This is a genomic window from Clostridium fungisolvens (assembly GCF_014193895.1).
In the GTDB taxonomy this organism is placed as follows: Bacteria; Bacillota; Clostridia; order Clostridiales; family Clostridiaceae; genus Clostridium_AR; species Clostridium_AR fungisolvens.
This window is the reverse complement of sequence record NZ_BLZR01000001.1, coordinates 4,698,369-4,713,393: the sequence shown is the minus strand read 5'-3', so window position 1 is coordinate 4,713,393 and position 15,025 is coordinate 4,698,369. Positions and strand designations below refer to the sequence as shown.

General features: G+C 31.3%; 16 protein-coding genes. 12 read left to right on the top strand and 4 right to left on the bottom strand.

Translation table 11 applies throughout. The annotated features are described in order from the left end of the window. Positions 1–209: 209 nt before the first annotated feature. The 4 genes from bsdtw1_RS20890 (at position 210) to bsdtw1_RS20875 (ending at position 5,638) form a co-directional block, all read left to right on the top strand. Complete coding sequence (locus bsdtw1_RS20890; RefSeq protein WP_183279420.1) at positions 210–1,298, top strand: PfkB family carbohydrate kinase; 1,089 nt, start codon at positions 210–212, stop codon at positions 1,296–1,298. 2 nt (positions 1,299–1,300) lie between these two features. After that, complete coding sequence (locus bsdtw1_RS20885; protein ID WP_183279419.1) at positions 1,301–2,218, top strand: pseudouridine-5'-phosphate glycosidase; 918 nt, start codon at positions 1,301–1,303, stop codon at positions 2,216–2,218. A gap of 366 nt (positions 2,219–2,584) precedes the next feature. Next, positions 2,585–4,294 carry a hydroxylamine reductase gene (hcp, locus tag bsdtw1_RS20880; protein WP_183279418.1) on the top strand — a complete coding sequence of 570 codons (1,710 nt, stop codon included), beginning with the start codon at positions 2,585–2,587 and terminating at the stop codon, positions 4,292–4,294. 270 nt (positions 4,295–4,564) lie between these two features. Further along, positions 4,565–5,638 (top strand): AI-2E family transporter, encoded by a 1,074-nt coding sequence (locus bsdtw1_RS20875; RefSeq protein WP_183279417.1) that lies wholly within the window; start codon positions 4,565–4,567, stop codon positions 5,636–5,638. Positions 5,639–5,671: 33 nt separating this feature from the next. Here bsdtw1_RS20875 and bsdtw1_RS20870 read toward each other — a convergent pair whose 3' ends face one another. Beyond that, complete coding sequence (locus bsdtw1_RS20870) at positions 5,672–5,980, bottom strand: winged helix-turn-helix transcriptional regulator (protein WP_183279416.1); 309 nt, start codon at positions 5,978–5,980, stop codon at positions 5,672–5,674. A gap of 196 nt (positions 5,981–6,176) precedes the next feature. Between bsdtw1_RS20870 and bsdtw1_RS20865 the strand changes: the two genes are divergently transcribed. Continuing rightward, complete coding sequence (locus tag bsdtw1_RS20865) at positions 6,177–6,812, top strand: FMN-dependent NADH-azoreductase (protein ID WP_183279415.1); 636 nt, start codon at positions 6,177–6,179, stop codon at positions 6,810–6,812. Between the two features lie 88 nt (positions 6,813–6,900). Here bsdtw1_RS20865 and bsdtw1_RS20860 read toward each other — a convergent pair whose 3' ends face one another. Further along, positions 6,901–7,317 (bottom strand): hypothetical protein, encoded by a 417-nt coding sequence (locus tag bsdtw1_RS20860; RefSeq protein ID WP_183279414.1) that lies wholly within the window; start codon positions 7,315–7,317, stop codon positions 6,901–6,903. A gap of 195 nt (positions 7,318–7,512) precedes the next feature. Between bsdtw1_RS20860 and bsdtw1_RS20855 the strand changes: the two genes are divergently transcribed. Then, positions 7,513–8,385 carry an SDR family oxidoreductase gene (locus tag bsdtw1_RS20855; RefSeq protein ID WP_183279413.1) on the top strand — a complete coding sequence of 291 codons (873 nt, stop codon included), beginning with the start codon at positions 7,513–7,515 and terminating at the stop codon, positions 8,383–8,385. 135 nt (positions 8,386–8,520) lie between these two features. Here the strand turns inward: bsdtw1_RS20855 and bsdtw1_RS20850 are convergent, their stop codons facing one another. Further along, the gene (locus bsdtw1_RS20850; protein ID WP_183279412.1) at positions 8,521–8,679 is read right to left on the bottom strand and encodes a hypothetical protein; all 159 of its coding nucleotides are present in this window, start codon (positions 8,677–8,679) and stop codon (positions 8,521–8,523) included. A gap of 557 nt (positions 8,680–9,236) precedes the next feature. Between bsdtw1_RS20850 and bsdtw1_RS20845 the strand changes: the two genes are divergently transcribed. The 6 genes from bsdtw1_RS20845 to bsdtw1_RS20820 all read left to right on the top strand — a co-directional run bounded on the left by bsdtw1_RS20845 (position 9,237) and on the right by bsdtw1_RS20820 (position 13,561). After that, positions 9,237–9,677 (top strand): GNAT family N-acetyltransferase, encoded by a 441-nt coding sequence (locus bsdtw1_RS20845; RefSeq protein WP_183279411.1) that lies wholly within the window; start codon positions 9,237–9,239, stop codon positions 9,675–9,677. A gap of 133 nt (positions 9,678–9,810) precedes the next feature. Further along, the gene (locus tag bsdtw1_RS20840) at positions 9,811–10,587 is read left to right on the top strand and encodes an SDR family NAD(P)-dependent oxidoreductase (RefSeq protein ID WP_183279410.1); all 777 of its coding nucleotides are present in this window, start codon (positions 9,811–9,813) and stop codon (positions 10,585–10,587) included. 183 nt (positions 10,588–10,770) lie between these two features. Then, entirely contained in the window at positions 10,771–11,094 is a 324-nt protein-coding gene (locus bsdtw1_RS20835) for a PadR family transcriptional regulator (protein WP_183279409.1), read from the top strand. 22 nt (positions 11,095–11,116) lie between these two features. Then, entirely contained in the window at positions 11,117–11,644 is a 528-nt protein-coding gene (locus tag bsdtw1_RS20830) for a DUF2812 domain-containing protein (protein WP_183279408.1), read from the top strand. Between the two features lie 17 nt (positions 11,645–11,661). Continuing rightward, positions 11,662–12,393 carry an ABC transporter ATP-binding protein gene (locus tag bsdtw1_RS20825; protein WP_183279407.1) on the top strand — a complete coding sequence of 244 codons (732 nt, stop codon included), beginning with the start codon at positions 11,662–11,664 and terminating at the stop codon, positions 12,391–12,393. Then, entirely contained in the window at positions 12,386–13,561 is a 1,176-nt protein-coding gene (locus tag bsdtw1_RS20820; protein ID WP_183279406.1) for an ABC transporter permease, read from the top strand. The genes bsdtw1_RS20825 and bsdtw1_RS20820 overlap by 8 nt, the downstream gene beginning before the upstream one ends. Positions 13,562–13,666: 105 nt before the next feature. Here bsdtw1_RS20820 and bsdtw1_RS20815 read toward each other — a convergent pair whose 3' ends face one another. Beyond that, positions 13,667–14,941 carry an MFS transporter gene (locus tag bsdtw1_RS20815; RefSeq protein ID WP_183279405.1) on the bottom strand — a complete coding sequence of 425 codons (1,275 nt, stop codon included), beginning with the start codon at positions 14,939–14,941 and terminating at the stop codon, positions 13,667–13,669. Positions 14,942–15,025: the final 84 nt, after the last annotated feature.

The following is a 15,025-nucleotide window of genomic DNA, read 5'->3' as shown; positions in this document are numbered from 1 at the left end:
AACATTAAAGGTTATACTTATATAGTATTAAATATTCATCTTGATGTTAATACTTGAGTTAGAAATACTATAAACATGTATAAATTTAAAACCAGGATATAAGAAAATTTAAAAAAATTAATATATATAAACCTTTACAGCCATATAAATAAGTGATAAGATTTAAGTAAGCAAAAGTTAATAAAATAAGCATATGTTAGGGTGGTGCTATGACGAACAGAGAACAAGAAATATTACAGATAATAAGAAAAAATCCTATGATATCACAAAAAGAATTAGCTAATATCTTAGGTATTACTAGGTCTTCAGCAGCAGTGCATATAACTAATTTAATAAAAAAAGGCAGTATATTAGGAAAAGGATATGTGGTAAAGGAAAATCAATATGCTACAGTTGTAGGCGGAGCCAACATAGATATTCAAGGCTTTCCTAGCAGTAAATTGATATACAAAGACTCTAATATAGGTGTGGTTAAACATTCTTTAGGTGGAGTTGGAAGAAATATTGCTGAAAACATGGTTAGACTTGGAATCCATACGAAATTTTTATCAGTGGTTGGTGAGGATGTTTACGGTCAAAAGATTATTGATGAAGGAAGACACATAGGAATGGATGTTAAGGAGATAATGGTGGCTCAAGGGCAAAGCACCTCTTCTTATCTATCAATCCTAGATGAAACTGGAGATATGGCTGTTGCAATATCTCATATGGATGTTATTGAAAAACTTGATATTAATTATTTGATAAGTAAAAAGCATGTATTGGAGAATTCAGAAGTTACGGTAATTGACACAAATCTCAATGAAGATGTAATCAAATATATAGCAAGTAACTATAAAGAAAGTAAATTATTCTTAGACACTGTTTCTACTGCAAAATCCATGAAGGTTAAAGATATAATAGGGGTATTTCACACTATAAAACCTAATAAGTTAGAGGCTGAAATCTTAAGTGGTATAAAAATAGAAGATGACAGTAGTTTGAAAAAGGTTGGGAGATATTTCATAGATGCAGGAGTGAAAAATGTATTTATAAGTCTTGGTTCAAAGGGAACTTATTATACTGATGGAAAACAAGATGGATACATTGAAGGAAAAGCTATAAAAGTAGTAAATGCAACTGGAGCTGGAGATGCATTTATGGCCGGACTTGTATATGGAGAACTCAATGATTTGAGTATAAAACAAAAGGCTATATTCGGTAATGCAGCAGCGATACTTGCACTTAGTCATGAAGATACTATAAACCCTAATATTACAGTGGATAATATATATAAGTTAATTGAGGAGGAATTTTAATTATGTTAGAAAAATATTTAGACATTAATCCAGAGGTTAAAAAAGCTTTAGAAGAAGGTAAACCAGTAGTAGCTTTAGAATCTACTATAATATCACATGGTATGCCATACCCACAAAATGTTTCAACTGCATTAGCAGTGGAACAAATTATAAGAGATAATGGAGCTGTACCAGCTACAATAGCTATATTAGGTGGAGTATTAAAAGTTGGTTTAACAGAAGCTGAAATAGATCACTTAGGTAAAGCAGGAAATGTTATAAAGACTTCAAGAAGAGATATACCTTTCATAATAGCTAAAAAAGCTGATGGAGCTACAACAGTTGCTTCCACTATGATAATAGCAGCTTTAGCTGGTATAAAAGTATTTGCCACAGGTGGAATCGGAGGAGTACACAGAGAAGCTCAAGAAACCTTTGATATATCAGCAGATTTACAAGAATTTGCTCATACAAATGTAGCTGTTGTTTGTGCAGGTGCTAAATCAATACTTGATATAGGTTTAACATTAGAATATTTAGAAACTTATGGGGTTCCTGTAGTTGGATTTAAGACTGAAGAGCTTCCTGCTTTCTATACAAGAAAAAGTGGCTTTGGAGTTGATTACAAAGTAGAAGATGAAAAGGAACTTGCTGAAGCAATAAAGGCTAAATGGGATCTTGGACTAAATGGCGGAGTAGTAATAGCTAACCCTATACATGAGCAATATCAAATGGATTATGACACTATAAATAATGCTATAGAGAATGCACTAAAAGAAGCAAAGGAAAAAGGAATAAAAGGAAAAGAAAGCACACCATTCTTACTTGCTAAAGTTAAAGAGATTACAGGTGGAGCATCTTTAGATTCAAATATTAAGCTTGTGTTTAATAATGCAGAAGTTGCAGCTAAGCTTGCAGTAGAATTAGCTAAACTTCAATAATATTCTTAAACATAAACTGATACTAGAAAGAAACTAGTTAATAAATTTATAATAAAACTCTCAGTATATAAATGCTAATATAAAGCATTTGAAAGACTGGGAGTTTTACTATTTAAGGTTATAAACTTATGCTAAAATGGCGATATGCCTATGTTGGCAGTATATTTTGAAATAAATAAACAAAACTTTTTTATAAAAATTATAAAAAGTTTTTATTTCGTAACTTAAGTTACCGATTAATGTAGAGTAAATTAGTATAATTTGAAATGTAGAGAAGAGATCAAACAAATAAATGCCACTTCAATTAGTCATACGGAAGATGGTACGAAAAATTTTAAATAAATAAATTAATCGGAGGTTACGTTCATGAGTATGTTTTGTTATCAATGTCAAGAAGCAGCTGGCTGCAAAGGATGTACAATAAAAGGTGTATGTGGTAAGACTGAAGATGTAGCAAAATCACAAGATTTATTGATATATGTTGTTAAAGGTCTTGCAGTAGTAAACAATGAAGGAAGAAAAGTTGGAGTTACAAGTAAGAAAGCTGACAACTTCATAGTTGATAGTTTATTTGCAACAATAACAAACGCAAACTTTGATAGAGATGTATTTATATCAAGAATAAGAGAAGGTTTAGCTTTAAGAGAAGAGCTAAAGGCTGAAGTAGCTAAAGCAGGCGGAAATGTTGGAGTAACAAATGAAAGCTGGTTAACTAAGATACTTTCTTTCGTTGGATTAAAGAGAGAAGAAGAAAGCAAGCTTCCAGAAGCAACAACTTGGTTCTCAACTAACATTGATGAGTTCAATGAAAAAGCTGAAACTGTAGGTGTTCTTTCAACAAAGGATGAAGATATAAGATCATTAAGAGAATTAACAACTTACGGATTAAAAGGTATGTCAGCTTACGTAAAGCAAGCTAGAGCATTAGGATTTGAAAATGATGAAGTTGTTGCTTTCATGGCTCAAGCATTAGCTGAATTACTAGATGATACAAAAACAGTTGATGATTATGTAGCATTAGCTTTAAAAGCTGGTGAAGTTGGTGTTTCAGGTATGGCATTATTAGATACTGCTAACACTAAGACTTATGGAAATCCTGAAATAACTAAGGTTAATATAGGAGTTAGAAATAACCCTGGTATATTAATAAGTGGACATGATTTAAGAGATTTAGAACAATTACTTGAGCAAACAGAAGGTACTGGAGTAGACGTTTATACTCACAGTGAAATGCTTCCAGCTCACTACTATCCAGCATTCAAGAAGTACACTCACTTTGCAGGAAACTACGGAAATGCTTGGTGGAAACAAAATGAAGAGTTCGAAAAGTTCAATGGACCAATACTTATGACTACAAACTGTATAGTTACTCCAAAAGATTCATACAAGGATAGAATATACACTACAGGTGTAACTGGATTCCCAGGGGTTAAGCACATAGATGCTGATGCAAATGGAATAAAGGATTTCTCAGCATTAATAGAACAAGCTAAGAAATTACCTTCACCAACTGAAATAGAAACAGGAGAAATCATCGGTGGATTCGCTCATGAACAAGTATTTGCTTTAGCAGATAAAGTTGTTGATGCAGTTAAGAGTGGAGCTATAAAGAGATTCTTCGTAATGGCTGGTTGTGACGGAAGAGCTAAGAGCAGAAACTACTACACAGAATTTGCTGAAAAACTTCCAAAGGATACAGTAATCCTTACAGCTGGATGTGCTAAATACAAGTATAACAAGTTAAACTTAGGTGATATCGGAGGAATTCCAAGAGTTCTAGATGCTGGACAATGTAATGACTCATACTCATTAGCATTAATAGCATTAAAGCTTAAAGAAGTATTCGGATTAGCTGATATTAACGAGTTACCAATATCATACAACATAGCTTGGTATGAACAAAAAGCTGTTATAGTATTGTTATCATTACTATACTTAGGAGTTAAGAATATACATTTAGGACCAACTCTACCAGCATTCCTTTCACCAAATGTTGCTAATGTTTTAGTTAAGAACTTTGGTATCGGTGGAATAACAAATGTTGATGATGATATGGCTATGTTCCTAGCACAATAATTAAAAATTAAGTATTAATCTCATGCAGTATACGAAAATTTAAGTATCCCCTTAAATTTTAAGCAAGATCTCCCCGGATCTTCGTGAATAATAATCTCACCCTTTATATAAGGAAGACTATGATAAGTAGTCTTCCTTTTTGTTTTTTTAAAATAGATGATTGTTATATTTATGATACATGAAACTATTTATAAATATTACTAGGCATACAAACTAAAGCTATGGAAAACACTAATATTAGTTAAACTATAAAAACTTTAGGAGAAAATTATGAAGAGGAAAAAAATAATATATAATCTTTTAATAATAAATTTAGTTTTACTAGCGATATTTCTTTATAGCAAAGTACCAACACTAATAATTTTTGCCCATAAAATTGCAAAGGTTGTACTTGTACCAGTAATTATAGGAGTATTCTTTTTTTATCTAGTAAAACCATTAAATGATTTCCTTTTAAAAAAGGGTACAAAAAACGGGATTGCGGCTATGTTGACTTTAATAATTACAGTTATAGTACTATCTGGATTTTTTGTGTTTTTAGGATCGCGTTTGATAAGAGAATTTCAGATGCTTATCTCAAAAGTATCAAATACTTTGCAGAGTGATTCATTAATAAAGGGCTTTAATGATTATTTTACAAAAAACTTAGATCTTGGATGGGTTTATGAAAAGATTGTGAGATATGTAGAAACATATTTATACATGCTTGGAAAGAGAGGTATGAGAGTATTTAGTTACGCAATGAATTTGTTTTCTGTATTATTACTTATACTTGTAATAATATTTTACCTTCTAAAGGATGGATTAAGGTTTACAGGAAGTATTATCAAGTTAGTTCCAGATAGGTATAAAGATAAGGTGTCCTCAATTATGAGCGAAAGTAATAAGGTACTATCTTCCTATGTTACTGGTCAGGCTTGTGTAGCATTATCTTTATCAGTTATGGTATATATAGGATATAAAGTAGTAGGAATGCCTAGTGCTCTTATCTTAGCTTCAACTACATTTATATTAGCCTTTATTCCTTTTGTGGGATTCTTTGTTTCAATGATAATACCGTATATTATTGCCATAAGTGTTGGTCTTCATATGATAATAAAGCTTACAGTATTATTTATGATTGCACAAGGGGTTAAAGGAAGAATTGTGGTTCCTTTAATAATGTCAAAAGCAATGAAGATACATCCACTGACCGATATATTTTTGGTTATAGCTGCCGCTACTTTAATTGGTCCATTAGGTGCTTTTGCAGTAGTACCAGTGTATGCAGTGCTTAAGGTTATACTAGTAAATCTAAATTTAATAACTTCTGATAATAAAATTATATACGATAAAGATAAATGAATTTAAATGGAAAATCGGCAGTAACCTGCCGATTTAACTCCATTTTTCAGCCCATTTCTGAATTTCATCCATTGCTGTTTCAAGATCTCTTCCTTTGTCAGTAAGCTCATATTCTATCCTTACTGGGATTTCAGGATATACGGTTCTCTTTATGATACCTTCCTTTTCTAATTCCTTAAAGCGCTCTGTAAGCATTCTTGCACTCATATTAGGAATTGTTTCGGATATATCTGAAAATCTCTTTGGACCACTTAGTAAAGTTCTTATTATTAAGCCAGACCACCTTTTACCAAGTAGGGAAAAGGCTGCTTCAAACTTAGGGCAAAGTTGACACTTATCCATAATAATCATCTCCCAAATTTATTTTATCATATATACTTGACAAAAGTAAGTATGATATATTAATATAGTTACATAAAGTAAGCTGATAATAATTATTAATTAAGTATAATAATTATATAAAATTTAGTATCAAAATACAAGCATATTATTAGAGTTTAGAAAATATATATTTAGTATAAGGAAGGATGATTTAATTATGTCAAAAGTTTTATTTATTACTGCAAATCCAAAACCAGTTAAGGCTTCATACAGCTTAACTGTAGCAAAAGAATTTATTGAGGAATATAAAAAGGTTAACCCTAACGATGAAGTTGTTAATATAGATGTTTATAAGGATAATATACCTCTTATAGATGAAGATGTTTTTGAAGCTTGGGGAAAACTAGCAGGTGGAGTAGCCTTTAATGAACTTTCACTAGAGCAGCAACAAAAGGTAGGAACTCTAGGTGCCCTAGTTGATGAATTTATAAAGGTAGACAAATATGTATTTGTATCGCCACTTTGGAACTTTGGAATTCCTCCAATGCTAAAAGCTTACATTGATGCTGTATCGGTAGCTGGAAAGACTTTTAAATATACTGAAAGCGGATCAGTAGGTTTATTAAGTGGTAAAAAAGCTATACACATACAAGCTAGAGGCGGAATATATAGTTATGGACCAACTGCTGAGTTCGAGCTAGGAGATAGATATATAAAATCTGTTCTTGGTTTCTTCGGAATTACAGACTATTCATCTGTAATAGTTGAAGGTGCAAACTATGCTCCAGACAAAGCTGAAGAAATTAAAAATGCAGCTATAGAAAATGCAAAAGAAGCTGCTAAGAACTTCTAAAAATAATATCATGAAAATAATTAAAGTGTGAGCGGTCATTTTATATTGACACTCACACTTTATAATTTTAAAAATATATTAAATACTATTACACTGGTAATGGCTTTCTATCTTTTATCAATATATGGATATCTTCGTGAACTTTAACTATAGCATCTATGAATTTACTATCAGGTAAGTCATAGGATCTAGTAAGTATTGTTTTAAGTTCATTCAATCCTATAAGATATTCGAATTCTTTTCCACTTTCAAAACCTTCTCTTAATGACATTACTGCTCGAGTATCACATATTGTACATCTTGCAGTGTCTTCTTCATCACCTAGAAAGTGTATGAATTCAAGCACCTCATCATATTGTACTAGCTTAGGATCTACATATACAATTGCAGAAAAAGGATCATTTTTAGCATTAATGTCTATCTTATTAACCCAATAAAATTCAGTTATAGTATTCTCTATTCTGGATTTTAAATCACCGCTATCGAGTATTCTTTTATATTCCACTTATATCACTCCTTTCTACAAATATATTTTTTCTATATTTATATGTCTATATACTAGAATTATTCTGTAATAAAGGATTAAGTAATATGAAATTCAATGATTAAACATTTTATGAAAAGGATAAAAATTTAAGCTAAAAGGAATAATAATTAAGACTTATATAGCAATTATAAATAATTTTTAGAGGTGATATAAATGGATAAAAATCATAAGTTCCCAACTAGTTTTCCACCACAGCACCAAGATAGGCAGCCAGGCTTTGAAAATGAAATGAATCCAAGACCAATCTTTGAAATGGAAGGATATAATCTATCCTCTAATAGATTAAAAGATAAAGTAGCTATAATAACCGGTGGAGATAGTGGTATAGGAAGAGCAGTTTCTATAGCTTTTGCAAAAGAAGGTGCTAAAGTTGCCATAGTATACTTACATGAAGAAGATGATGCAGAAGAAACAAAGGGCATAATAGATAAATGTGGAGCTCAATGTATGCTTATAAGTGGAGATATAGGCTATGAGGATTTCTGTGGTCAAGTAGTAAAGAAGGTAATGGATCAATGGGGCAAAATTGACATCTTAGTTAATAATGCAGCAGAACAACATGTACAAAATAGTCTTAAGGATATAAGTGCAGATCAACTAGAAAAAACCTTTAGAACTAATGTATTTGGAGCGTTTTATATGAGCAAGGCAGTTTTGCCACATTTAAAATGTGGAGGGAATATAATCAATACCACTTCCATTACAGCTTATAAGGGTAATGAAACCTTAATAGATTATTCATCAACCAAGGGAGCTTTGGTAAGCTTCACAAGAGCACTATCCCAGAGTCTTGCAAAGACAGGAATAAGAGTTAATTCAGTTGCACCAGGCCCAATATGGACACCACTTATACCTGCAAGTTTTTCCGGAGAAGATGTTAAAAGCTTTGGATCAGATACACCTATGGGCAGAGCAGGTCAACCAGTAGAATTAGCTCAAGCTTATGTGTTCTTAGCTTCTAATGATGCATCATATATAACAGGTCAAACTATACATGTTAATGGTGGCAATATAGTCAATGGATAATATTATAGTTATATATATCTAAACAGTATGTAAACTCAGCATTTAAATATTTTTTAAGTAGTTTTTTATTAAAATACTTTATTTATATAATAATATACTTCCTGATATCTATCATTGATATCAGGAAGTAATAAATTAATCGTCAGCTCTTCTCTCCATATTATGTTTTTCTTTTAATACGTCCTCTTGAGATAGTCCTGTTTGATTCATTATTTCAGTTATACCAACATTATGTTCAAGGAACTTTCTTGCAGACTCCATTTGTTTTTCATGCATACCTTTTCTCTTACCCATAATCAACACTCCTTTCAAAGTTATTATTTGATTAATCTCAGCTATTTAAACTAGAATAAAAAGAGAGTTACACTAAGCTATAGAATTACTAACAAAAAATTAGTAAAATAGGATATAATAAATTTTTTGTGTTCTATGACTATGATGAAATTAAGATGTCACTACATCCGATACTTTAACCCTCGGAACTGTTAAAGCAATGTGTAAAATTAAGTGGTTATTCATCCAATGCTTTAATGAGCCTACGCAAAGAATTAATATGATTTTGTCATATTCCATAGCTAAAAATGTAAACTCACTACGTTCGAACAGTACATTTTTTAAACGCTATTCCATCTGAAAAAATCATTTAATTCTAATAGCTCGCTCATATAGCATCTCCTGCATAACCACTTAATTTTAACAATAATATTTAACATAACTATTCTAACTGTTTGTTCATATAGTATCTCCGTAGTAACATCTTAATTTCAATAATATTAGTCCGATAAAATTAATTTTAGCAACAATATTTAATGTGGAAAGATAAATTCAATAACTTTAAAAGGAGAAATAAAATGGAGTGGATTATAAAACATTTTAGGGATTTAACTATAGAAGAACTTTATGAAATCGTAAAATCGAGAAACGAAGTATTTATAGGCGAACAGGAAGTTAAGGAGCAGGATTTGGATGATAGGGATAAAGATTGTTATCATCTTTTTGCAATGGATAGTGGGAGAGTAGTTGCTTACTGTAGGATTCTTAAGGCTGGAGTAGCATACAAAGACCCTTCTATAGGTCGTGTGCTGGTTACAGGAAGTCACAGAAGGATTGGACTTGCTAATAAGATGATGGTAAGAGCAATTGAATTTATAAAAAGTGAATTGGATGAAGATAATATAACATTATCAGCGCAAGAGTATGTAGTAAATTTATACGAAGGTTTAGGATTTAAGAGAAAATCTGAGGTTTACATGGAGGCAGGAATTCCTCATATCAAAATGAGATATGAATAAAGGATTCCACTACGAAAACTTGATTTATACTTGTTCGAAAATCCCGGCTTTTGGGGATTTTCGGGCATGTATAAATTAATAGTTGAAGTTGGAATCCTAGAAAGAATTCTCATATCGAAACTGGAGAGAAATAATGAAGAATAATTATACGTTAATAACTGGAGCAACCTCTGGTATAGGCTATGAATTAGCTAAGCTTTTTGCAAAAGACAAAAATAACTTAATTATAGTTGGAAGAGATACGGAAAGATTAAAGAAAGTAAAAGCTGAGCTTGAAGAAATAAATTCTATAAAGGTTCATTCTGTAGAAGCAGATTTAAAACTAGAAGCTTATGTGGAAAAAGTAATTAAATTTGTTGATGAAAATAACTTAACTGTGGAAAACTTAGTGAACAATGCGGGTTTTGGTTCTTTTGGACATTTTCATGAAGTTGATACAGAAAAAGATTTAGATATGATTAAGGTTAATATATATGCATTAACTAGACTTACTAAAAGCTTTCTTCCTAGAATTATTGAATTAGATAAGGGTGGGATTTTAAACGTGGCATCTACAGCAGCATTTGTACCAGGGCCTAAGATGTCTGTTTATTATGCAACCAAAGCTTATGTATTATCATTAACTGAAGCTTTAGGAGAAGAGCTTAAGGATACTAATGTAAAAATAACAGCACTTTGTCCTGGACCTGTAAAGACTAATTTTCAAAGCCGTGCAGAAGTTATGAAGTCTGAAAAAGCTAAAAAATATATGATGGATGCTGAAACTGTAGCATATATAGGTTATAAAAATTATCTTAAAGGAAAACTAATTGTTATACCTGGACTTAAAAATAAGTTTATGATTCAAGCGTTAAGGGTTGCTCCACGAAGTGCTATAAGAAAAATAATAAGAAGTGTTAATACAAAATAGAGGCTAGAAGTAGCTTCTATTTTTTTGCTTTACTAAGAAAATACATAAATTTTGTGCTAGGTTTAACGACCTATTTATTATGAAAAATCATTGACAACATGAAAAAAATGGAATAATATATCAGTATACGATATATCGGAAGGCGATATAATATCTACTAACGAAGGGGATGACCTGAAGTAAATGAAAAATGCTAAGAAATATATTCCTTTGACAGAGGCTACATACTATATACTCTTATCTTTAGCAGAGACTATGCATGGATATGGAATAATGCAAAAGGTTGAGGATATGACCAACGGGCAGGTTAAACTTGGACCAGGCACATTATACGGAGCCATAAGTAAGTTAGTTAAGGAAGAGATAATAGTAGAAGTAATTAATGAATTTGATTCTAGAAGAAAAAGCTATTCACTAACTGAATTAGGAAAAGAGATAGTTAAATTAGAGCATAAAAGAATTGAATTACTTTATGAAAATGGTAAAAGAGTAGTAACTGGATTATAGCATTTATATTATGGAGGTTAAGATGGTAAAGGTAAATAAATATATTAAAAGATTTAAAGTGTTTTTTGTATGGCAGCACGAAGAAGAAGAAAAATGGTTAAGGGAAATGAGCTTAAAAGGTTACGAGTTAATAGATGCTAGACTATTCATATTTACATTCAGAGTGTGTGAACCTAAGGATGTTGTATATAAGCTTGATTATAGAAGATTAAGCAAATATGAAGAAGATAATTATCTTACAATATTTGCAGAATCAGAGTGGGAGTATGTAACAGGATGCATGAATTGGTTCTATTTCAAAAATGAAAATTATAGCGAAGATAAGATGGAAATTTTTAATGATGAAGAATCAAAGGCTGAAATGATAAGACGTGTTCAAAGATTAATAGGATTAGTTACTATTTCAGAATTATGTATGTTCGCATCAATTATAAGAACTGCAGAAGAAAGTCCTGCATTAGCAACTTTTTGGGCATTGTTAATGATACTTTTAACTTATGGAAATATAAAGATGTTTCTTAAGCATAGAGCTTTACGAAAAAGATTTTAATTAGGGAGAGATGATATATGTTAGAGGTTAAGGAACTTACAAAAGAGTTCAAGAAGACAAAGGCGGTAAGTAAGCTTAGTTTTACTGTGAATCCAGGTGAAATAGTAGGTCTTCTAGGTGAGAATGGTGCTGGTAAGACAACTACAATGAGAATGGTATCTACTCTACTAAAACCTACTGCTGGTACTGTGTTAGTAAACAGTTTTGATATAAATAAAGATCCAGATAAGGTAAGAAAAGAGATAGGCATATTGTTTGGTGGAGATGTAGGGCTTTATGATAGATTAACAGCGAGAGAAAATATGTCTTACTTCGCTAATCTTTATGGATTTAGTAAAGAGGAAGCTGATAAAAGGATTAATGAATTAGCTGATGAACTTGATATGAGAGAATATATAGATAAAAGAGTTGGTAAGTTCTCTAGAGGAATGAAACAGAAAGTGTCCATCGCTAGAGCTATTGTCCACTCACCATCAATTATGTTATTTGATGAACCTACAACAGGTTTGGATGTAAGAGCTACTAGGATAATTCATAACTTTATAAAGAAGTGTAAAAGAGAAAATAAGACAATCCTCTTTTCAAGTCATTCAATGAGAGAGGTTGAGAAGCTATGTGATAGAGTAGTTATAATAAATAAAGGACAACTAGTTGAAGAAGGAACCATTGCTGAGTTAAAGAAGAAATATAACAATGATGATTTAGAAGAAGTTTTTGTGGATCTAATAGGAGGTGAAAGAGATGAATAACTTTTTTACTATATATAAAAAAGAGCTAATAGATATCTTTAGAGACAGGAAAACAATCATATTCAGTATTCTTCTACCTATATTGATCTATCCAGTGATGTTTGGATTAGTTAACTATATGATGAAGGATATGCAAAGTGATATTGAAAAGAAGCTAGATCTAGGAATTAAGGGAAATAAGGACTCAGCTATAGTAAGTATACTGAAAGAGCAGAAGAATATTACTCTTCATTATGATGATAATTTGGATGAAAAACTTAAAAAGGGAGATGTATCTCTTATAATAGATATACCTAATGAGTTTGATCAAAATATTAATGATTTTAAACCAACAACTTTGAAGCTCGTATATGATAAAGATTCAAATAAATCATCTATGGCAGCTTCTAGTATAAGAGCTATTTTTGATAGCTATTATAAATCTATAGTAAATGCGAGAATAGAAAGTAAAGGGTTAGAGAAAAATTTCTTAAATCCTTTTGATATACAGCAAGTTACTACTGAAAATGTAAAAGATTCAGATCAAGGTTTAGGATCAGTTATGATTGGAATGCTTCCAACCTTCATAATAATATTTATGCTTACTCCTACTTTAACTATAGCAGCAGACTTTATCGCAGGAGAGAAAGAAAGGGGAACTTTTGAGCCGCTGCTTTCAACTTCTGTAAGTAGAATGTCCATAATGTGGGGAAAACTAGCTACTCTTGCTACAGTATCTATAATAGCCTTAGTTGCTAGTATGACAGCAATGGGAGGCTCGCTAAAGTATAACTTTAAGCTAGGAAATGCTTTAAACGTAACCCCTAAAGCTCTAGTTTTAATAGCTTTATTTTCGGTCTTCGTTCTTATATCAGTTTGTGCTGTAGAAATGGCTATAAGTATATATGCTAAATCAATAAAAGAAGCTAATTCATTTTTAGGTGGAATAACAGCTCCAGTATTTATATTATCCTATATACCATTTATGATGGATGCTAAGACTGTTAAGTGGATATATTTTAATATACCTATAGTTAATGTAGTAGTTCTGATGAAAGAATTCTTAGTAGGCATATTCAATACTCAGCATATATTAGTAGTAGCTGCTTGGCATATTGTTTATGTTATTTTATCAATTCTTTTTGTAAAGATAATGTTCTCAAGAGAAGAAGTTATATTTAGAAGTTAATTATGAAGTGGTTCATCTATATATTGTTTTATAAAAAAAGTTTGAGCTGAATTTTATATAAGCTCAAACTTTTTTGTTAACTTTCTTTGCGTTGAATTTTATTATTTAATTAAGCCCTTTAAGAGCTTTATTTAAAGTTTGAGTCAAAGATAAAATAATTACTACTATACCTAAGGCGAAGAATAATAGCTTAATCGAAACTACAGATGAAATCATACCAAAAATAAATGAACCTAATGGTGTAGCACAGAGCATTAGCGCATTCATAATAGAAGCAACTCGAGAAAGATATTCTCTATCTATTTTAGTAAATAGGGATATTTGGAGAGGCATGTTAACTAAAATAGCACCTAAACCTAAAAGGAAACTATTAATAGCTAATGATGGATATAATAAGTAAGCTGGAAGATGGCCTAAGAGAGCGAAGGTGGAGTATGTTAATCCAACTATTGCAGTGCCTGACAAAAGCATGAGTCTTCCGCCTATCTTCTCTTTAACCTTAGGTATAAACAATACACCTAATGACATAGCTATAAGTATAGGAACCTCAATAAAGGAAAGTACTTCTGAACCTCTGTTTAGCACATCCTTTGCATAAGGTGCTTGGAAAGCATTAAGTGGTGTCATAAAAACATTAACCAATGCACCAAAGATACATATGCTTAGCACAAAACTATCCTTAATTACATAAGAAAAACCTTCTTTTAAATCATTAAGATAAACTTTAGGACTGTTATCTGTATTTTTCTTTAGGTAATCAGTATACTTCAAAGTTAAAACTATAAATCCACAAACAAAGAATGTACATGCGTCTATTAATATTGCTCCACCAACCCCTAGTATAGCGATAAATAAGGGGGCAGCGGTAAGGCCTATGATTTGAAGTGTATTGGTTAAGGATGAACTAAGTGAAGTGCCTACATCAAATTTTTCTTTTGGGAGTATTAGTGGAGAAGCAGCAGTTGAGGCTGGACCTCTAAAAGCTTCAAAAGATGAGTTGAAGAATGTAACTACATAAAGATGCCAAGCTCTGAGATTTCCAGTGATAAAAAGTAAAGAAATCAAGGACACACAAAGACCTCTACCCAAGTCGCATATGGCCATTACGTGTTTCTTTTTGAAGTAATTTGAAGCAACACCTGAGACCATTCCAAATAATAAATTAGGCAAACCATTTACTGCAAACAGAGCAGCTACCAGTGCTGTAGAACCTGTTACCTGATACACAAGCCATGAGAAAGCAATTGTATCTATTCCATCACCAAATCTGGATACACTATTGGCAATGGTGTTTTTTAGAAATTGTTTTTCTTTAAGTAAGTCTTTATAACCTATCTTAATTTTTTCTTCTTGTAAAGAAATGTCTGTGTTTTGTTCCATTTAAGGCTCCTTTCAATATAGAGTTTTATTTATTTTATAGAGATTAATTATGGTGAATAATAAATTAGATATGAGGGGAGAATT